Genomic DNA, 19438 nt, shown 5'->3' on the forward strand with positions numbered 1-19438 from the left:
AGCACTCGCTAAGTAGCAGGGCTGATAAGAATCGGTCTTCATCGTCAGTCACAAAACTGTTATTAATATGAACATAATAACGAGATAAATTAAGAGCTACTGAAGGAAATCAATCAGTTTATGCTAAAAGAACCACTTTTGTGTAGGTTAACTATAAGCACCAGTTCAATAGCTTCTTCAGTAAATCCTAAGGATGAGAAGGTATACTGAAATAACTTTAAAATTGACGTTCAAATTATGAGAATACTTCTGATAGAAGACTCCTTATCATTAAGGAACAGTTTGAGCTTAGGCTTAGAAAAGTTGGGGTACTCAGTCGATACTGCTGGCACTGGCTCTGAGGGATTGAGTATGGCGTTGCTTGGTAGCTACGAAATAATCATCCTTGATATGATGCTACCTGAGTTGGACGGTATGACTATTCTTAAAACGTTACGAAAAAGACATTTAGAAACAAAGGTTATCATCTTATCTGCGCGATCTGAGTCTGAAGACAAGGTAGCGGGGCTATTGGCAGGTGCTGACGACTACCTTTCTAAGCCGTTCTCGTTTGACGAATTGACTGCTAGACTACTTAGCTTGATGAGGAGAGGTGCGGCAAATTGTCTCAATGACCAGGTTACTATCAACAGTTTGACACTCAATATCCAGTTTAAAACGCTTTCATACAATAATGGCATTATCAACCTGACCCCGAATGAGTACAAAATTGTTGAATGTATTTTCCTCAATAGACACAAGATAGTTACCTCAGAAATGCTGAGTGAATTTATTTCTGGAAGCTATGACCATATCTCAAAAAATGCTATTGAAGCTCACCTTTCCTCAGCAAGGAGAAAAGTAAGAGAAAGCGGCGCGTCTCTACCCATTAAAAGTAAACGTGGTTTTGGTTACAGAGTTGTAGAAGCTAATGAAATCAATACGTAAAACATTAACACGTAGACTTTCTATTATTATTTCACTGTTAGTCATTGCCGTTTTACTTGCAGCAGATATTGGTGTCGATTCCTGGATCGAACAAGAATTCAACCAGGCTATGAAGGCAAAAGTAGGTATGCTTCAGAGCTTGGTAAATGAAGATGTCGAGGGTGTGGAGTTCGAATTTGCAGGTGAGTATTTGCCTGAGTTTGAAGGGACATCTTCCCCCGAGTATTTTCAACTTTGGTACAAAGACTCAACGTTTGAAAAATCAGATACTCTGGCGCTTTATACCATCAATGAATTGCCTTACAGCAGCATTGGCCTGGATGAATATTCTTTCCAGGATATTACTCTGCCCGATGGCCGTACGGGTCGGGTAATTTACACTCGATATATACCTCAGATTGATTCTGAAGACAGAGCTGGATTTTATCGGGTCATGGATAAGGGTAACGATACTCGTCCGTCAATGGTTATCGCGTACGCAACATCTACAGAATTGTTAAATTTCACGTTGTGGTTTATCGATGGTGCTTTTCTATTTGCATTAATTATCGTGCCGCTAGTTGTTCGATTTACAGTGCGTAACACTGTGGCTTATGCTCTGGCACCCTTGGATGCCTTAAATGCCAAGATAAAAGGACTACGATTTACCACTAGGCAAAAACACGAAGCTTTTCAAAATAATGTCGAGGAATTGGAACCCATTACCCAAAGTTTGAATCACTTTATTGAAGATAATTATTCGCTTTACCTGCGTGAGAAGAGGTTGACTTCGGATATCGCACACGAGCTAAAAACACCAGTCTCTGAATTAATAAATATGACTGAAGTAGCAATTAAGTTTCCAGGAGAAATAAGATTAGAAAAAGATTTTAAGCCACGTGTTTTGCAAATAGGCACAAGAATGAAAAATATTATTTCTGGCCTTATGTTAATCCAAAAATATAGTTTTAAGACCCTAGAGCTAACTGATGAGATAGATATCCACAAATTAGTAACTCAACTTATTCAGATAAAAGAAGCAAGAAATGTTAAGGTAGAGATTAGCTCCAATTTTCAGTTAAGCGTCAAGAGCAATCGCGTTGCAGTAGAATCGATAATAAGTAATCTGATAGATAACGCTATAGAACACGGAAAAACTGATACAGAAATACTTGTGAACTTAGGTGTAAATAGTTCTAGTAATGTTTACCTCAGAGTGACAAATAAGGTGGGGACAGAGGTTAATGAGGATGATCTAAAGCATATGTTTGAACCGCTTTGGCAAAAAGATGCTTCTAGAACATCTGAAGATAACTTTGGGCTAGGTCTTTCTATAGTAGATGCATTGTGCGACGCTGTATGTGCAGAAGTTTCTGTAACCAAAACCGCCGAAGAAGACATATCGTTTTTGTTGACTTTTAAAAATGAAACTATTGGTCCGTAATCTTTGGCAGGCTTAAGTTACTGTAACCTTAGCCTTAATATCACTCCTGAAAAGAGAGACTGCGACTTAGCAAGAGAATAAAAATAGGGTAATGAAACGTAACCTAGCTTTCGAATTTGGTATGTAGTAGAGATCAAAAAAGTTTTCGGCCACCTGTTCCTTGTCACGGATAATTGCTGCTGGAACAAGTCAATGCTTCCATTCAACTCATTGGGCGTACAACGATAAAATGACTTTACGATTTTTTTGCAGAGTTCTACCAAGAAACTGTTGAAAAACACTTGCTGACAATAGGTTATCCTAATATAGATTAACGTTACCTGTCTCAATGAATGTCCCGAGATCGATGAAATAATTAGAAACAGCATAAAAATGTTATTCAATTGATACTAGGGAAGATCCGAATAAGTTCCTAACGTGAGATCATGACTGCATGTTAAGTTACATTTTCTACTGCTCGTGAGCCAACAGTTAATTATTGCCAGTAGTCAGCTAAAGCAAGCGCTGATAGCCCTATAAAGAGGTTTTCCTATCACGGATAGACAACTTATTACCGTGCTCACAATTGATAGAAGTGATTGAACTTTTTTATCCTAAAGCTGATATTAATCGCCTTATTCATATGCAGAAAAATAAGTGAAACAGAGAGTATCTATAACCGCGGGGCGAAAGTCACTTATCGACCAGCGCTTGAGTGGCGCTTAAGTTGAAATCGCTGAAGTGAGTTTGTGCCTCAACGATTTAAACAGAATATCTGATTTCTCTTTCAAGTTACCGGTGAATTTATATTTATCGGGTGTGTTTATTTATATAGCTCCTCAAGCCTCCTCAATTTTCTAGTATTTCTGGTTAGCCCCCGTTATAACGTTAATGGAACTGGACAAAAGGAAAGTATTGTGGCGGCTACTTAAAGCGTTCAAGTTCTACCGCAGTATCTGAATTATAGAGTTAGAGACGCGCCCAAAAATTTGCATGGTTGTAGGCAATCTCCCTCATCATGACTATTTCCTAAATTCTGCCGATGAACGGGCTATTCTAATTACAAATCAGCCTCAACTGTTTACCAATTCGCGAAAATCCATTATTCTCCATATTGGTTATGTTTAATGCTTAAGAAATGTTTAAATTCATATCAAAACTAATATTAGTGTTTACAGTGCTATCTGCCCTCGTCGGGCAAGCGATGGCTGTAGATACTATGAGTTTTGAAATGGATATTGATAACAAACATTACAATAGTAATTCTGAATCGAATTGCTCTACGAACATGAGCCATGGTATGAGAGTAGATTCTATAAGTTCCGAAAACGCTAGTATTAAAGATTGTTGCAACACTTCGGAATGCACATGCCCACCAGGTGGTTGTACTCATGCTCCCGTCCTTATAGCTTCCATGATGATTGTTCAACACCCAGTGGTGCCGGACGCTTCATTTGGCTTGTTCTTCCAACAGCCAGTTTCAGTAACTTCCTCACTTTTTCGCCCACCGATATTTGCCTAACACAGGGTCAGTGCGTCCAAATTTCACGCACAATTTGTTTTAGTTCCTGTTTATTATCTAGGTGCTAGCGTACCTATATGTGCCAGCTTTGTCTGGAGGCAAAAATGTTAAAAAAAATCACCTATCAAGCTGCGGTATTACTGCTAATTCTACCTAGCGTTGCCATGGCAAATATCCACCATGGCGCAAACGACGCCTTTGAATTATTGGTCTATAAATCACCATCGTGTGGATGCTGTAAAAAGTGGATAACTCATCTAGAAAGCCAAGGGTTTCAACTACGTACAAAGGACTTTCATAACTTGAGCGACATCAAGAACGAATACGGAATTTCGCCAAATCTTCGCTCTTGCCATACCGCTGTTACAGAAAGTGGCTTTGTATTTGAAGGCCATGTCCCTTCTAAGTTTATAAAACGATTCTTGTTAGAAGAACATCCAAAGGCTATCGGGTTATCTGTTCCAGCTATGCCAGTAGGTTCACCCGGAATGGAAGTAGCAGAGCAGTTTATGCCTTATACCGTTTTCATTATATATCAAGATGGGAGCTACGAACCTTACGCGAAAGTAGAAAGCTACGAAAGTCAATTCGATTGAAGTCAAAGTTAAACAAATAAATGCGCACTTTTGACAATCAAAGCAATTTTAATTTTTAAAAACCAAAGATAGAGGTAATCATGAAAGCACTTGTTAAATCATTTGCAATATTTAGTGTACTGCTAAGCAGCGTGGCATTAGCACATGAGGCTATAGAAATTAAATCTAGCACACCAAGCAAAAATGCAATGCTGATGGAGGCCCCAATGGAACTATCAGTCAGCTTTACCAAGGGAGTTAGATTAATAAAAGTAGTTTTAAAAGATAGTGAAGGTGCAAAAGTTGATTTTGGCTTTGAACCTCCGAAAGAGGTTGCAACGGATTATTCTTGGACCTTACCTAAATTACGTCCAGGTTCATACAATGTTGAGTTCATCATGCTTGGCTCCGATGGGCACAAGATGAAAGATAGTTTTGGATTTATGGTGCACTAAAAAGGGGATTCAGCTGTGGAAATGTATATCTGGAACACTGTAATTGTAGTGACAAAGCTAATGTTTTATTTAGGTTTCGCGGCCACAGCTGGATATACATTTTTCTGGCGAGATATTAACGACAGTAGGACAAGTTATACAACGCCATCTTATAGCGCTGTATGGGTAAAGGTTTGTGTCTTTGTTGCGTTTATTTCTAATGCAGTGTGGTTTATCGCGAACACTGGAGCGATGGTAGAAGAGGGAATTCAAGGCGCACTTGACCCCTTTATGCTTAAGATAATGTTGAGTTCTCCTATCGGTGAAGTCACCTTGTATCGTGCGGGGGGGTTAGCCGTAGCTTTAATAACTATCTACTTATTGAAATTTAAACCTCTTAAACCTTTCCTAAGGTTAAAGTCTTGCTTACTTGTGCTGTGTCTATTCACTCTCTCGTACACATTTACTTTAACCGGCCACGTTTCTGAATTAGGAAGTATTGCTCGAATACTACTTATGGTTCACGTATTTGTTATGGCTTGGTGGTTTGGTGCATTGATTCCGTTAAAGCTCTCCTGCCATTACCAGAGCTACGAAAAGCTTTATAAATTAATGGATAGGTTTGGTACGCAGGCGGCCGTATTGGTTACCTTATTATTATCTGCAGGCATTTGGCTAGCTATTCAATTGGTAGGTAGTTTTGAAGGGTTATTTAGCTCCATATATGGGCAAACTCTTCTTGTTAAAATGTTCCTTGTAACTAGCATTCTAGCTATTGCTATACGGCACAAACTGAAATTAGTCCCAAAACTTAAAAGTGGCTCGGGAAGCGAAGCACTCTCAAAATCCATTTCATTAGAGTTAACAATAGCAGTTGCTATTTTAATCATTACTTCTGGGCTTACGAGTATTGTAGGTCCCGAAAGATAAAACTTAGAAGAGAAATTCAAATGAAAATTAAATTATTAGTCTTACTATTTATCATGCCCGTAATCATGAGTTTTGCTGCTAGTGCCCATGAAAAAGAACATCATGAGAAAGGTATGTTTAGTGGGTTAGATACGCCTGCAGCTAAAATAGTTATTGCATTCCATCACGCGCTTAATACGGGAGACAAAATCACTGCGAAGAGCCTACTGGCGGATGATGTGACTATTTATGAAGGAGGCGGAGTTGAGAGGAGCGCAGATGAATATGCTCAACATCATATGAATTCAGATATGGAATATCTATCGTCAGTGACAAATAAAGCGTTGGAGCATCAAGTCAAAGTTCTGGGCAACACAGCAATCTCCGCATCGCGGTTTCTGGTCAATGGGATGTTTAAGGGGGAAGAGAGAGACTACCAAAGTATGGAAACAATTGTCTTAATCAACACCGAAGGAGAGTGGAAAATCAAACATATTCATTGGTCTAATTGATTCGATTAACTACCCGAGAGAGCTCGTATGAAAAAATTTTTAATCATAATCATTTCGTCTTTGTTATCTTTTTTCACTTTCGCTCATGATAACAATGCAACTGATAAAGATCAGATAAAAGACATTATAAAGCAAATTGAATATGGCTGGGAGAATGGAGACGGTGCCCCCTTTAAAAAGCACTTTTTCGACTTTAAAGGCGCAAGATACTTTGAATCTGGCGGACAGAATGTAGGGTTAAGTGACTTGATAGAGCATCATGTTGAACCAGAAAAGGATGCCTTAGTTTTCTTAAGTTTAGATTTTTCTAACATTCAAACTCATGTAGAAGATGATTTTGCTTGGACACTCGTTGATACAACCGTTCAAGGAAAGGTTAGGAAGTCTGGAGAAACTTTCAACAAAACGGGGTTTCAAACCTTTCTTTTTAAAAAAGTTAACGGTGAGTGGCTGATAGTTCACACGCATTCCTCTAGTAGAAATCGTGCAAAAGACTAGCGAAATAAATGTATTGAAAGCTACTTTGGTAATATCAACGGTAGCTTTCCAGTTTGCTCAATATCAGAACCATCTCGGCTATCCTATTGCCAAAATGCCTTACACTTCATATTGGCACGAACTAAGCTTCCCGCCAGCCAATGAACCCTTATTATTCGTTTTTGCACAGATTTTTAATCAACATCGAATCCTTAAACACTTGTCCTCCCAACCTACATTTTGTTCCACATACGCTATTCTCAAAAGGTGCAGAGAAATATGAAAATCGTTTATTTTGGAAACGACTTATTCTCGAATTGTTTGTTACTTCTAATTAAAAATAGATTGAACATTGAACGCGTTTTTATAAACGATGTTCAGGAAAATGCGAGCTTCATCAAACGAATTTGTCGTAAATACAATATTGTTTATTCCACTGAAAAACCAAGTATCGTGACTCTTAAAGGATATTTAAATGACGAACAGACAGTCTTTGTTGTAGCCGATTACGGATACAAAGTACCCACAAACGAAATAAAATATGCGATTAATATCCACCCATCTTTACTACCCAAAAGTAGAGGCCCAACCCCACTCACCTACATTATCGACAACCCTGAGAACGCGGGTGTTAGCATTCATAAACTCACTGAGAAACTTGATGCAGGTAGCATCCTAATCCAAGAGAAATTTGAGGTCGAAAACAATGAAACGATTTCATCATTGATGGTCAAGTCTCAGTTACTCGCAGAAACTCTGTTAGAAGAATTACTTAATAACTTTAATGAGCTTTATAATAACGCCACACCTCAATTGGAAAAGCTAGCGTCATTCCAAAGTCTACCTCCAGTAAAAAGAAGGTTTGTAAATTGGGATCAAAACACCGCTCAATTTAGTCATGCCCTTCGACAGTATGGGCACTTTGGGATTCTTATTTCGTTAGATAACGCGTTATATATCGCAAATGATGTCGAAGTCACAACTTTCAGTCACGATTTCACGTGCGGTAGCATAATCTTTGAGGATGCACTGATTAAAAGCATTGCTATAAATGATGGCTATGTTGTACTTTCTAAGCGTAGTTTAAGGCTATATGAATCAAGAGTACTAAACTAGTTGATTACGGCTTTAATGTTTAAAGGTCCTAAGCACTTTTTTGTGTTGTGTTGATCTACGTCAAAGTAAGAATAACGGAATACCGCTACTATTCCCTTACTCACTGATGGAGTTTATTGTGTCAGGCATTTATAAGTGGTTTAAATTAGTACTAATAGCTGCGCTGCTTTCACAGCACGGCTTTGCTATGACGAACCCAATTAAATGTGATGGTCACGACACATCAGAATCTCATATGTCCTCAAATGATTCCTTATCAAGCGTAGAACATACTACTTTAAATAATCACACACTTCATTCAGAAAAGAACCAGGATGTACAGCACTGCGAAGGAAATGATCAATCGATATGCGCGTGCTGTATAGGTGCTTACTGTGCAACTTCTTTAACCCAATTTTGTATACTTTCAAATATTGAAATTCTGATAAGTGAAAACATTAAGCAAAGCTCATTTTCAGATATAAATATTACCCCTTTAATTGGTATACACTCTCCTCCCTTCCACCCTCCGATTAAGAGCTACACATAAACTCAGTGAGGCTTTTCTCTAAGTTTTCTTTACTAATCAATTGCAATCAAAGAATGTCTTAGACGATCAACTGCTTAATTAATATACATTAAGACACTGTTTGCTATCAGTAAACGAACAGCAAGTATTATCCGCCTCACTTACAAACGCATTACATCTTAGAACCGAAAGTTTCACGAGTTACATGCCTATTGACTCGCGTCCCACACACAGGTTTAGCCTTTAGGTATAAGTAAAATTTTAGGTTAAAGACATCGGAACAACTATGAAAGTAAGAGAGATCGCAAGCGCCTTGGCTACAACGCCAGATACTGTTCGCTATTACACGCGCTTGCAGTTAATAACGCCGGCAAAATCTGACAATGGTTATAAATTCTATTCAACGAAAGATGCTTCCAGGTTGCGGTTTATATTAAGTGCAAGGCATTTAGGTTTTTCAGTTGAAGATATCAAGCAAATTCTCAGAGAAGCAGATAATGGAAAGACCGCTTGTCCCCTAGTTAGAACCTTAATTGCAAGAAGGCTAGCAGAAACAGAAAGACAATTTAAGGCAATGTTGTTACTCAGGCAAAATATGATGCTGGCAGTAAGGAAATGGGGAGCAATGGGTGACAAAGCCCCATCCTCACACGTGGTCTGTCATTTAATAGAAGAGTTTGAACACACCGTCCTGGAGGAAAACATAAATGACAGAACTTAATGCAGGTGTTTCTTCAGAAAAATCGTTGTCCGTCAAAAAACAAGTCTTCTAAAAATAGGAAAAAAGGAGAGCACTATGAGTGCAGAAGTAACACAGCGACAATTAGTGATAGAAGGCGCCGGATGTGCCAGTTGCGTTGGAAAAATAGAAGCTGCCTTGAAGCAGACGCCGGGAGTGCAGAATGCCGAAATGAACTTTGCAGACAGAACAGTACTTGTAACGGGTACAGCGGATTCTCAATTATTGGTTCAAGCAGTAGAGTCCGTTGGTTACAACGCAAAGCCTTTCGAAGATAAGCCTGACACTGATGTAGTCGATGAAAAAGAAGCAGCGGATAGGACCTATTACAAAAAGCTGATGCGAGATACTTTCATTGCGCTTTCGCTAGGTATCCCTCTAATGACTTATAGCATTGTTGTCGACGAAATGACGGTCGAGACTAATGTCGAAAGGTTGTTGTGGCTAGCAGTTGGCCTACTGACGCTGGGTGTAATGTTCTTTTCCGGCCGGCATTTTTACATCGGTGCGTGGAAGAGCTTTAAAAATCATTCTGCCAATATGGATACACTCATTGCACTTGGTACAGGCACAGCATGGTTCTATTCGATGTTGGTAGTGTTGGTACCTGAAGCAGTGCCGTTAATGGCAAGGCACGTTTATTTTGAAGCTACAGCTATGATCATTGGTCTAATTGATCTGGGGCTTGCCTTAGAACTAAAAGCCCGCGGAAAAACCTCAGAAGCAATCAAACGTTTAATTGGATTACAAGCGAAAACAGCCACGGTTATTCGCGACAATAAAGAGGTCCAGGTCGCTATCGAGCAAGTGCTTTTTAACGATGTCATCAAAGTCAGGCCTGGAGAAAAAGTGCCTGTTGATGGTGTGGTTGTTGAAGGCCATACGTCAATCGACGAGTCCATGCTAACCGGGGAACCGATGCCAGTTGAAAAATCACATGACGATGAAGTCGTTGCTGGAACTCTCAACAAGTCAGGAATGTTTCTATTTAAAGCAACTCGAGTAGGTAAAGACACGGCACTGGCGCAAATCATTGCAATGGTTAAACGCGCACAAAATTCAAAGCCGCCTATTGGGCGCTTGGCCGACGTGATATCCGCTTACTTTGTTCCTGTGGTCATGATTATATCTGTGCTCAGTGCGCTAGCATGGCTGAACTTTGGGCCTGAGCCCGCACTGGCATTTGCCATAGTTTCGGCCACCACTGTATTGATCATTGCTTGTCCATGTGCATTGGGCCTAGCCACGCCGATGTCAGTTATGGTGGGGGTTGGAAAGGCTGCTGAAGCCGGCGTGCTAATTCGCAACGGCGAAGCGCTACAAACGGCATCAAAAATCAGTGTGATGATACTGGATAAAACCGGAACGATTACGGAAGGTACACCCAAGGTCACTGACATAATTTTAGCCAATTTCAGTGATGAAAAGACAGTGCTGCAATTGGCAGCTAGTCTGGAAAATGGTTCAGAGCACCCATTAGCAATGGCGATAGTAGAAAGTGCCCACGACCAGGGCATTGAGCTGCTGAAAACCGAAGAGTTTAATGCGATTACCGGTATGGGGGTTGAAGGCCGTTGTGAAGGAAAGGCCTTATTGTTTGGTAACAGCAAGCTTATGGCTTCAAAAGGGGTGGGCATAGGTAATTATTCAGAGAAAGCACAAACACTGGCCAAAGACGCCAAAACTCCCATGTATTTCGCTGTAGATGGACAACTTGCTGCCATCATAGCGGTTGCCGACCCGATAAAACCTGACTCTGTTTCTGCCATCAAGCGTCTTCAGGCTAATGATATCCGGGTCATCATGTTAACGGGGGACAACAAAGAAACTGCTGCTGCAGTGGCAAAGAAAGCGGCAATAAGCGAGTTTTTTGCTGAAGTATTGCCCGAAGATAAGGCCAACAAAGTACATGAATTACAGCAGCAGAGAGAAGTAGTGGGTATGACTGGTGATGGAATTAACGATGCTCCGGCTCTTGCCTTGGCTGATGTTGGCTTTGCCATTGGTACAGGAACGGACGTTGCCATTGAAAGCGCCGATATCACCCTGATGCGCGGCTCGTTGCATGGTCTGGCCGATGCTATAGCGGTTAGTAAAGCCACCTTGCGCAACATTAAGCAAAACTTGTTTGGAGCCTTTATCTACAACGTAGCAGGTATACCTTTTGCGGCGGGCGTGCTCTATCCATTTTTCGGAGTATTGCTAAGCCCAGTTATCGCCGGAGCCGCCATGGCATTTTCTTCGTTAACAGTGGTATCAAATGCGAACCGGCTTCGCCTATTCAAGGCAAAGGACCACTAAGGAGTTTTCTTATGATGATAATTAATATTGTAGGACTTACGGGTATTGCACTGATTATTTGGTGGTTTTGGTTATACAAGCCTGATCAGACAGTTACTGAAAGTAACGAAATACTCATAGAAGTAAAAAATGGCGTGTACTCACCAGCGTCTATTCAGGTAAACGCAAACCAATCTGTTACGTTGAAGTTTTTGCGCAAAGATGAGTCTCCCTGTTCCGAAGTACTGCTAATTCCTTCATTAGATATCAGTGAGCAGCTAACGCTTAATGAGGTAACACCAATTCACCTCGAAAACGTCCCACAGGGCGAACATACTTTTCACTGCCAGATGCAGATGTATCGCGGTGTTCTTACGGTGGTATAGGAGGAGTCATGAAAAACAGTCACCCCAGATTTTGGTCAACACCTACAGGGTGGGCAGCATTAGCGATGATCGCTGCCGTTACTTATTTTTTAATTTTCGAACATGGTCATCATGTCCTTCAGTTTCTTCCCTATTTGATTTTATTGCTGTGCCCATTCATGCATATATTCATGCACAGTAGCCACGGTAAACACGGACACGCCCACGAACATTCTCGCGACAGTGACAATAAGCAGAAAAGTTTTCAGGAATTGAGTGATAACAACGCGGCTTATCGTGATGGATACATTCAGGGGTTGGAGGAAGGCCGAAAGGAGTCACTTAAAAAGGACAACCAAGATGAATGATACATATGATTATGGCTTATGGTCAATGGTGATACTGAACTCAGCTATTTTTATCTTTTTTGCATTCAGTTTTGTAAAGCCAAAATCTTCCACCGACTGGCGAAGTTTGGGGGTATTTTCTGCGTTTATTGTAGCCCTGTTTACCGAAATGTATGGCTTCCCACTGACTATTTATTTCTTGTCAGGATGGCTTGCTGAAACCTATCCGGAAGTAAACTTTTTTGCGCACGAAAACGGACATCTGTTGCATACTTTCTTTGGTTTTAAAGGCGACGCCCACTGGGACCTATTTCATATCGCCAGTATGGTATTTATTGTTGCAGGATTCTTTATCTTGTCCTCAGCATGGAATGTGCTGCACCACGCTCAGAAGAACCATCACTTAGCTAAGACTGGATGGTATGCGCGGTGTCGCCACCCTCAATATTTAGCCTTCATACTGATCATGTTCGGTTTTTTGTTGCAATGGCCGACCATTCCCACACTGGTCATGTTTCCAGTTTTAGTTGTTGTGTATGTGAAACTGGCAAAGCGTGAAGAAGCTCTGGCTATTGCTGAATTTGGCGATGAGTATGTGAGCTATATCAACACGACACCTGGCTGGATCCCAAACCTCAACTTTAAATTAAAAGGTGAAAACCATGAAAAAATTCACTAAATCAATCATTTTTTCAACCACATTAGTAATGGCTGCAACATCGCAAGCTCAACAAATGGAAGAGCATGAGCATAAGGGCTCAGACAAGCCAGAGATTCAAACGGGAATGCCTATGCGTGGCCAAGATATGCATATGATGAATGCAAAAATAAAGTCGATGAAGGAAGAAGTTAACGCTATCAAAGAAGAAAAGAATCCCAGCAAGCAGCGTGAAATGATGAAAAAACACATGCAATCCATGATGGGAATGATGCATATAATGCACGAAAAAATGGAAGGGCAACCCATGCAAAACCAAGTTGATATGGCAGAAAGGCATCTTAAGATGATGGAAGTAATGATGTCGAAAATGGATGGAAGCCATTCACCCGAATCTCAGAAACATTCAAATTAACACCCGAGGAGAAAGATATGAGTGATTTAGACCACAGAGTCGGTGTCAGAGAAGCAAATTTAGTCGTTCGGAATTTACGGCTCAGCAATGTCTATGAGGCAAATTGCGAGCCCCTAATTGAAGAGATTGACAAGCTCTTTGGCATTGATGAGGTGAGCTACAACATCAAAGAAGGGGCTATTCACCTGGCATATGATGCGACACATATCGATTTAGACGGTATTGAAGCGATCATTCGAAAACACGGCGCAGATCTTCACAATGACTGGTGGACACACACAAAAGAAGGTTATTACCAGTTTGTAGATCAAAATATAAAAGACAATGCGACGCACAAACCGTGGAGTTGCCACCACTTGCCGCAGGGCGCTCACAGGAAGCGTACATAACCTTAATGTGCTCTACGTTCTCACTCAACAACAATGCTGAGCGATGTCGTTACATTATGATGCTGGCTTTAAGGAGGCGTAAGATGAAAATTCGAGAAAATGTATTTGCGTTCGCGTGCGCCGCATCGTTCAGCTTCGAGAGTGTTGTTAGTTGTTAGTTCTTTGTTCATTATTACAATGCCCGACATGATGTCACCCATGGCTGGTAATATAATGTTTTCAGACTGGCAAGGGATGATATGGAACGTGCCTTTATTGGGTGTAGTGATAGGCGGAGCTTTATGGGCTTTGTTCGCAGGTGTACTGGGTTGGCTTATTGCCAGTATTTACAATAGGCAACTGTAGTAGTGAGGGCTAAATAAATAGTCAGTATTTGTCCTTTTAGCACAGGTACGATATTTGCTGATATCTACTGCCACATAAATTTAAACTAACGGTGAGATATTATGATAACCAATAATTCAGAATTAGCCTTACAGCAAGCCATGCAACTACCCAGTCAAACCAATACAGAGAAGCAGGGTTGTAGCCAGCCACCTGAGTCAAAAGGACAGGAGTTTGCTGAAATAATGGATACACTGAAGCAGCAAAAAAGCGGTTAAAGTGTGCCACGAGTAAAAATAACCGGCACGCTAATGCCGGTTAATTCCTTTCCTATTCATAACAACTGCGCTTACCTTTTAGGCTGCTACTCTGCCTACGCTGAATATTGTCTTACTCCGTCGATGTAGTTCATGAACAGCTTCAATGATTTGCATCAGTTATAATTTTTATCATCATCATCATACGCATGGAGCTTTAGAAACCATTTCTCAGCCGCGAATACGATAAGAAGTCCAGCCACAGAAATCCCAACAATGAAGATATCTGATTTTGCTTTCACCCACATAAAAGATAGAAGAACAATGATATCGAGAATAATTGCACTGACTAGTACCCAAGCTTTAGCTTGCACATCATCTCGTAAATGCTTGAACACTCCCCAGTGGATGAAGATATCCATTACGATATAAAAAACTACACCGATGGAGGCTATGCGGCTCAAATCGAAGAATATGGTAAGAAATATTGCGATGACTAACGTATAAATTAAGGAATGTCTTCTTATATCTCCCGGTAATGAAAAATGACGGTGAGGCACAAGTTGCATTGATGTAAGCATCGATAGCATTCTTGAAACAGCGAAGATGCTGGCAACGACACCGGAAGACGTGGCAATAATCGCGAAAGCTATAGTAAACCAAGCACCATACTGGCCGAATGCGGGTCGAGATGCTTCAGCAAGCGAATAATCTTTTGCCTGTATTATTTCGCCAATTGATAAATTTGCTCCAACTGCAACTGCGACAAAAACATAAAGTACCACACAAATGGATATAGAAATGACTATGGCCCTTCCTACATTTTTTTCTGGTTGTTTGAGCTCGCCTCCGCTGTTTGTGATTGTAGTGAATCCTTTGTATCCCAAAATACCAAGTGCCACGGCTCCGAGAAAACCGGTTGCGCTGGTATCTTGCGGTTGAGCTGAAACGCTCTCAAACGACAAACCGGTTGCCCACAGCCCACCAATTGCCAAAACTGCAAGTCCTGCTATTTTGATAAAAGCCATAATAAATGAGAGGGTCTGTATGAATTGATTACTCAAAATATTAACAATGAATGCCACAATAAGAAGACTCACGCCAAGCGCTGGTATAAGCCACTCAGCGCCCTGAGAGTCAAACAATTGTAGGACATAAGTGCCAAAAGTGCGGGCTACCAAACTTTCATTGATAACCATGGAAAAAAACATCAGCAATGCACAGGCACCGGTCAACAGACCTCTACCATAGGCTTTTTTCAGAAACATGGCGATACCACCTGCAGAGGGGTATTTCTGTGCCATTTTGACGTAACTGTATGAGCTAAACCCTGCAATTATCGCTGCAACTAAAAACGCAAAAGGAAACCATGTGCCTGCCAGCTCCGCTATTTGCCCGGTTAAAGCAAATATACCAGCACCTATCATTACACCAGTTCCCATCGATACCGCGCCCCAGAGGCTTAACGAATCTTTCCTGTCTGAATGCTCGCGATCATTCATATTGGTTACTCCTTTATGTCATATGAGCCTGAGTAACAACAAAAGCAACCTGCAGCAAATATAAGAACACAGGCCCATTACAAAACAAATTCGAAGACGTGTAGAAAGAAATAACTGGCAATGGCATACCAGTTATTTCATTTTTAGCGTAGGGCGTTTAAAACCAAATCCTTGCACCTAACACTACACCAGTCTCACTGGTTGACTTGCCTTCAGCCTTTAATGCATCAGCTGTATTTCCCAAAGCTTTGCTGTAATAAACACCGACATAAGGTGCTACCTCCCTCACAATTTCATGCCGATATCGCAAACCAATACGAATATTACTCAGCCCGCTTTGACGGTCATACTTTTCAGAATCAGTGAGGTTGGCAACAACTTCCAATCGAGGTTGCAGATAGGAAACTTGACTTAGTTGCCAGTCATATTCGGTTTCATTGATGAACTGCATGTCACCGTCTTCGTTAATACGCAGTGAATTTTCCATTTCAAACCAGTAAGGCGCTAGACCTTGATAACTGACCACCGCATAGTTTTCCATATCCGCATCGGATGACAGCTCTCCCTTTGTGCCCACACCAAATTGTATAGACCAAAAAGAAGAAACGAGATAACCGTACAATAGTTCTGCTCGTTCCAGATCAGTAGGCATTCCATCGTTTTGTGTATTTTCGCCTTCGCTTTTAAAAACAAGACGATGGTAATCTCCGCCATACCACGCTTGCATGTCCCAGACCCCTATATTTTGCTGCTCATCAGTGCGAGTATATTCAAGCCGGTCAAATAGAACTTGGCCAAAATATTCATTAGGAATAGGAGATGGCCAGTCATCTCTTGATTGAGCCAAAGCATTGTCAACGCTCAAAGTTAATGTTATTAGGCCTGCTATTAATATCTGTTTCATTTTAATCTCCTATGCGACCTGTACAACACGAAACATACCTGCTTCCATGTGGTATAGCAGGTGACAATGAAACGCCCACTCACCGGGGGCATCTGCGCTGATTTGTAACGAGACCTTCTCTCCAGGCTTGAGGCTGATCGTGTGTTTACGAGGTCTTGGATATTGGCCGTTTTCAAGTTCCATCCACATACCATGTAAATGAATAGGGTGATCCATCATAGTGTCATTAACCAAGATCAGACGTAGTCTCTCGCCATAATTGAAACGTACATATCCGTCTACTTCACTAAACTTTTTGCCATCGAACGACCACATGTACCTTTCCATATTGCCCGTTAAGTGAAGCTCAATTTGACGTTCCGGCTCTCTTTCGTCAGGCCAAGGACTTTCACCGACTAAATCTGTATAAACAAGGACACGATGTGGGCTGTCTTCCAAACCGATCCCAGGTTCATCCAACCTAGAGCTTGGATTTTTAGCAATCATCGCTGCACCAGCGCCGTGCCCGTCTTCGCTGTGGACAATGTCTATGCTTTCTACTGGGAGCTTTTTGGAGGGGGTCATTTCTCCTTCCATTTGGGTGCCATGCATTGTATGGGCGCTATGCTGCCCCATTCCTTTCATTTCACCTTTTGGAGCAGCCATGCCCGAGCTGTCGACCTTGGACTTATCCATATTCATGCCTTTCATACCAGACATGTCCATCCCCATCGCCGCCATGCCACGCTCTGTGATAACTCGCTGTGGGGGAACCTCTGCAGTAAGGCCAATTGACGGGGTTAGGGTGCCACGCGCATATCCACTTCTATCAAAACTTTCCGCAAAAAAGGTATAAGCTTTTCGCTCTTTTGGCTGAACGATTACGTCATAAGTTTCCGCTACTGCAATTCGAAACTCATCCACATTTACTGGTTTAACAGGCTGACCATCTGCAGCTACAACTGTCATTTCAAGCCCTGGGATGCGAAAGTCGAAATAAGTCATCGCAGAACCATTTATGATCCTCAACCGGATTTTCTCGCCTACTTTAAACAGGGCTTGCCAATTATCTTGTGGTGTCCGGCCATTCATTAAGTATGTATATGTACTGCCTGTAACGTCAGCTATATCGCGAGGGCTCATACGCATTGCACCCCACATAGCACGCTCTTCCCATGTATCGGCAAACCCTTTTTTCTTTACGTCTTCTAACGTGTCGAAAATAGTTCGCTTTTGATAATTGTAATAACCTTCCGCTACCTTCAGTTTTCGCATAACGTCATGGGGGTCTGAAAACGTCCAATCGCTTAAAATAATTGTATGTTCCCTATCAGCCCCAATGTCTCCATTTGCAGGGTCGATCACAAGAGGTCCTAAATGGCCCAACTGTTCTTGGAGGCCTGAATGACTGTGGTACCAGTAGGTGCCGTTTTGCTCGACATCGAATGCATATTTAAATGTTTCGCCAGGTTTTATTCCGGCAAAGGAAACTCCCGGAACGCCATCCATATCTGGTGGTAAAATAATCCCGTGCCAGTGTATTGAAGTATCTTGGTTAAGGTGGTTAGTTACATTGAGGTGCGCTCGCTGTCCTTCTTTCAATCTAATCAACGGGCCCGGCATTTGACCGTTGATCGTTATAGGTGAGCCCATATTTGAGCCTATTGGCAATTGCGCTTTTGACACATTGAGATTTTTAATATCACCTGTCAAAACTTGATCTTTAAAATGGCGACCAACAGGTGCTGCCCATAGAGGACTAACGTTGGTTAACGCAGCCGCAGCGCTCGAGGTTAGGGCACCGAGCACAAATCTTCTGCGACCGTTGTCGATAGAATTTTTCATAGTTTTTAGCCTTTGAATTGATACTAACTGGACGAAGGAAGTTCATCCATTTAAAAAGTATTACTAACTAAGTCAGTGCCTTAGGCTATCGGTGGACGAAAAGGTGGAGTGAAAATTTTGAAGGGAACAGCTAGAGCGATAATGTCATACTGCTCAGCAAACGTTGTTTCAAATTGACGAATGGGAACGTAAAAAAGACTTGTAAAGTGGTAGCAATTGGTAGCTATACACATACATCCATCATTGCAGCAACCTGATTTACCCGAATGCGAGGGGTGTCCATCAGTGTGAGCGCTTTGATGCTTAGAACTAGGTGAACTGCTACGTTTCTCCTCATGAGCGTCTGCGAATTTGTGAGAAACCTTAGTTAATGAGCTATGTTCATCCATTTTCATTTCACACGCATCAACTGGCACGGTAAACAGTACCAATAAATATCCAATGCATAGTGTGAAAATAATAGATCTCATAACTTTGTATTTGCTCTCAACCTTTACGCGACGTTATTCCCTTAGACAAGATAAGTCTTAAGGACACTTTAATCAATGACATTTGCTTGTAACTAAGATAAACAACTTCCTATGTAGTTAAACAAGCAGTCTTTTCAATCTTAAAAGCTGATAGAGTTACTTTTATTAAGTTTAGTCGATAAGTAACTCTTGTAACTAAAAAGATAACATGAGAAATGCGCCTGCTATCATAAAAATGTTTTCTGATAGTGAAACAAAACCTAACGGCACGTTACTGTCCCCACCGACACAAGCACATTTGAGCTCCCGTTTATCCACATATACTGCTTTAAAGACAGAAATTGCCCCAACGGTTCCTATAAATAGTGAAAATGGCGCAACAGCTATGGCAGGCAGTTGAGCTACCATTCCTATCCCCGCGTAGGCTTCAAGAAATGGGTAGATGTAACCATATCGAAGCCACCTCATTGCCAACAAATCGTAGGTTATGAACGAATTTGTAAAACTATACAAATCCTTCAATTTTTGAACTGCAAGTAGTGTCATTGAGAAAGCAATAAAGAGAACCAGTGTTCTTATAGA

General features: G+C 41.2%; 22 protein-coding genes. 18 read left to right on the forward strand and 4 right to left on the reverse strand.

The genetic code is table 11. From position 1 onward, the window contains the following. The first annotated feature begins 237 nt into the window (after positions 1-237). From V7R35_RS16520 to V7R35_RS16605, 18 genes are all read left to right on the forward strand, one after another. Positions 238-927 (forward strand): response regulator transcription factor, encoded by a 690-nt coding sequence (locus V7R35_RS16520; RefSeq protein ID WP_163088596.1) that lies wholly within the window; start codon positions 238-240, stop codon positions 925-927. Beyond that, on the forward strand, positions 911-2350 hold the full coding sequence (locus V7R35_RS16525; RefSeq protein ID WP_069945568.1) for a sensor histidine kinase: 1440 nt from the start codon (positions 911-913) through the stop codon (positions 2348-2350). Before V7R35_RS16520 ends, V7R35_RS16525 begins: the two co-directional genes overlap by 17 nt. 1117 nt (positions 2351-3467) lie before the next feature. Continuing rightward, positions 3468-3851, forward strand: a complete 384-nt coding sequence (locus V7R35_RS17875; protein WP_139125468.1) for a CopL family metal-binding regulatory protein — start codon at positions 3468-3470, stop codon at positions 3849-3851. Positions 3852-3955: 104 nt separating this feature from the next. Further along, positions 3956-4447 (forward strand): DUF411 domain-containing protein, encoded by a 492-nt coding sequence (locus tag V7R35_RS16535; protein ID WP_061487085.1) that lies wholly within the window; start codon positions 3956-3958, stop codon positions 4445-4447. Positions 4448-4527: 80 nt separating this feature from the next. Continuing rightward, positions 4528-4881, forward strand: coding sequence for a copper resistance CopC family protein (locus V7R35_RS16540; RefSeq protein ID WP_012516900.1), 354 nt, complete (start codon positions 4528-4530; stop codon positions 4879-4881). A gap of 21 nt (positions 4882-4902) precedes the next feature. After that, the gene (locus V7R35_RS16545) at positions 4903-5790 is read left to right on the forward strand and encodes a copper resistance D family protein (protein ID WP_203565510.1); all 888 of its coding nucleotides are present in this window, start codon (positions 4903-4905) and stop codon (positions 5788-5790) included. A gap of 20 nt (positions 5791-5810) precedes the next feature. Further along, positions 5811-6281, forward strand: coding sequence for a YybH family protein (locus tag V7R35_RS16550; RefSeq protein WP_012516902.1), 471 nt, complete (start codon positions 5811-5813; stop codon positions 6279-6281). A gap of 27 nt (positions 6282-6308) precedes the next feature. After that, positions 6309-6779, forward strand: a complete 471-nt coding sequence (locus V7R35_RS16555) for a YybH family protein (RefSeq protein ID WP_015066037.1) — start codon at positions 6309-6311, stop codon at positions 6777-6779. A 258-nt stretch (positions 6780-7037) separates the two neighbouring features. Continuing rightward, entirely contained in the window at positions 7038-7874 is an 837-nt protein-coding gene (locus V7R35_RS16560) for a formyltransferase family protein (RefSeq protein WP_015066038.1), read from the forward strand. Between the two features lie 794 nt (positions 7875-8668). Then, positions 8669-9103: a MerR family transcriptional regulator gene (locus V7R35_RS16565; RefSeq protein WP_012516906.1), complete on the forward strand. Its 435-nt coding sequence runs from the start codon at positions 8669-8671 to the stop codon at positions 9101-9103. A gap of 75 nt (positions 9104-9178) precedes the next feature. Then, positions 9179-11422, forward strand: coding sequence for a heavy metal translocating P-type ATPase (locus V7R35_RS16570; protein ID WP_239220318.1), 2244 nt, complete (start codon positions 9179-9181; stop codon positions 11420-11422). A gap of 11 nt (positions 11423-11433) precedes the next feature. Further along, positions 11434-11787 (forward strand): cupredoxin domain-containing protein, encoded by a 354-nt coding sequence (locus V7R35_RS16575; RefSeq protein WP_012516908.1) that lies wholly within the window; start codon positions 11434-11436, stop codon positions 11785-11787. Between the two features lie 8 nt (positions 11788-11795). Continuing rightward, complete coding sequence (locus V7R35_RS16580) at positions 11796-12134, forward strand: DUF2933 domain-containing protein (protein WP_012516909.1); 339 nt, start codon at positions 11796-11798, stop codon at positions 12132-12134. Continuing rightward, the gene (locus tag V7R35_RS16585) at positions 12127-12792 is read left to right on the forward strand and encodes a methyltransferase family protein (protein WP_239220317.1); all 666 of its coding nucleotides are present in this window, start codon (positions 12127-12129) and stop codon (positions 12790-12792) included. The genes V7R35_RS16580 and V7R35_RS16585 overlap by 8 nt, the downstream gene beginning before the upstream one ends. After that, complete coding sequence (locus V7R35_RS16590) at positions 12776-13186, forward strand: hypothetical protein (protein WP_012516911.1); 411 nt, start codon at positions 12776-12778, stop codon at positions 13184-13186. The genes V7R35_RS16585 and V7R35_RS16590 overlap by 17 nt, the downstream gene beginning before the upstream one ends. A 17-nt stretch (positions 13187-13203) precedes the next feature. Beyond that, positions 13204-13575, forward strand: coding sequence for a hypothetical protein (locus V7R35_RS16595; RefSeq protein ID WP_012516912.1), 372 nt, complete (start codon positions 13204-13206; stop codon positions 13573-13575). 99 nt (positions 13576-13674) lie between these two features. Continuing rightward, positions 13675-13920, forward strand: coding sequence for a DUF5676 family membrane protein (locus V7R35_RS16600; protein WP_012516913.1), 246 nt, complete (start codon positions 13675-13677; stop codon positions 13918-13920). 101 nt (positions 13921-14021) lie between these two features. Further along, positions 14022-14177 (forward strand): hypothetical protein, encoded by a 156-nt coding sequence (locus V7R35_RS16605; protein WP_020745207.1) that lies wholly within the window; start codon positions 14022-14024, stop codon positions 14175-14177. A gap of 155 nt (positions 14178-14332) precedes the next feature. On the opposite strand, the gene V7R35_RS16610 is transcribed toward V7R35_RS16605, so the two are convergent. The 4 genes from V7R35_RS16610 to V7R35_RS16625 all read right to left on the reverse strand — a co-directional run. Further along, the gene (locus V7R35_RS16610; protein ID WP_334015979.1) at positions 14333-15658 is read right to left on the reverse strand and encodes an APC family permease; all 1326 of its coding nucleotides are present in this window, start codon (positions 15656-15658) and stop codon (positions 14333-14335) included. A 157-nt stretch (positions 15659-15815) separates the two neighbouring features. After that, positions 15816-16562: a copper resistance protein B gene (locus V7R35_RS16615; protein ID WP_012516916.1), complete on the reverse strand. Its 747-nt coding sequence runs from the start codon at positions 16560-16562 to the stop codon at positions 15816-15818. Between the two features lie 9 nt (positions 16563-16571). Beyond that, on the reverse strand, positions 16572-18386 hold the full coding sequence (locus V7R35_RS16620; protein ID WP_196898107.1) for a copper resistance system multicopper oxidase: 1815 nt from the start codon (positions 18384-18386) through the stop codon (positions 16572-16574). A gap of 665 nt (positions 18387-19051) precedes the next feature. Then, a partial coding sequence (locus tag V7R35_RS16625) for a MauE/DoxX family redox-associated membrane protein (protein ID WP_334015981.1) occupies positions 19052-19438 on the reverse strand: 387 nt, incomplete at its 5' end.

This window comes from Alteromonas sp. S167 (assembly GCF_036864375.1).
Classification (GTDB): domain Bacteria; phylum Pseudomonadota; class Gammaproteobacteria; order Enterobacterales; family Alteromonadaceae; genus Alteromonas.

Coding starts and splice junctions, on each gene's coding strand:
- V7R35_RS16540 (WP_012516900.1), top strand. CDS start 4,528: ATGAAAGCACTTGTTAAATCATTTGCAATATTTAGTGTACTGCTAAGC.
- V7R35_RS16550 (WP_012516902.1), top strand. CDS start 5,811: ATGAAAATTAAATTATTAGTCTTACTATTTATCATGCCCGTAATCATG.
- V7R35_RS17875 (WP_139125468.1), top strand. CDS start 3,468: ATGTTTAAATTCATATCAAAACTAATATTAGTGTTTACAGTGCTATCT.
- V7R35_RS16555 (WP_015066037.1), top strand. CDS start 6,309: ATGAAAAAATTTTTAATCATAATCATTTCGTCTTTGTTATCTTTTTTC.
- V7R35_RS16565 (WP_012516906.1), top strand. CDS start 8,669: ATGAAAGTAAGAGAGATCGCAAGCGCCTTGGCTACAACGCCAGATACT.
- V7R35_RS16520 (WP_163088596.1), top strand. CDS start 238: ATGAGAATACTTCTGATAGAAGACTCCTTATCATTAAGGAACAGTTTG.
- V7R35_RS16620 (WP_196898107.1), bottom strand. CDS start 18,386: ATGAAAAATTCTATCGACAACGGTCGCAGAAGATTTGTGCTCGGTGCC.
- V7R35_RS16545 (WP_203565510.1), top strand. CDS start 4,903: ATGTATATCTGGAACACTGTAATTGTAGTGACAAAGCTAATGTTTTAT.
- V7R35_RS16535 (WP_061487085.1), top strand. CDS start 3,956: ATGTTAAAAAAAATCACCTATCAAGCTGCGGTATTACTGCTAATTCTA.
- V7R35_RS16595 (WP_012516912.1), top strand. CDS start 13,204: ATGAGTGATTTAGACCACAGAGTCGGTGTCAGAGAAGCAAATTTAGTC.
- V7R35_RS16615 (WP_012516916.1), bottom strand. CDS start 16,562: ATGAAACAGATATTAATAGCAGGCCTAATAACATTAACTTTGAGCGTT.
- V7R35_RS16590 (WP_012516911.1), top strand. CDS start 12,776: ATGAAAAAATTCACTAAATCAATCATTTTTTCAACCACATTAGTAATG.
- V7R35_RS16575 (WP_012516908.1), top strand. CDS start 11,434: ATGATGATAATTAATATTGTAGGACTTACGGGTATTGCACTGATTATT.
- V7R35_RS16560 (WP_015066038.1), top strand. CDS start 7,038: ATGAAAATCGTTTATTTTGGAAACGACTTATTCTCGAATTGTTTGTTA.
- V7R35_RS16570 (WP_239220318.1), top strand. CDS start 9,179: ATGAGTGCAGAAGTAACACAGCGACAATTAGTGATAGAAGGCGCCGGA.
- V7R35_RS16605 (WP_020745207.1), top strand. CDS start 14,022: ATGATAACCAATAATTCAGAATTAGCCTTACAGCAAGCCATGCAACTA.
- V7R35_RS16580 (WP_012516909.1), top strand. CDS start 11,796: ATGAAAAACAGTCACCCCAGATTTTGGTCAACACCTACAGGGTGGGCA.
- V7R35_RS16585 (WP_239220317.1), top strand. CDS start 12,127: ATGAATGATACATATGATTATGGCTTATGGTCAATGGTGATACTGAAC.
- V7R35_RS16600 (WP_012516913.1), top strand. CDS start 13,675: ATGTATTTGCGTTCGCGTGCGCCGCATCGTTCAGCTTCGAGAGTGTTG.
- V7R35_RS16610 (WP_334015979.1), bottom strand. CDS start 15,658: ATGAATGATCGCGAGCATTCAGACAGGAAAGATTCGTTAAGCCTCTGG.
- V7R35_RS16525 (WP_069945568.1), top strand. CDS start 911: ATGAAATCAATACGTAAAACATTAACACGTAGACTTTCTATTATTATT.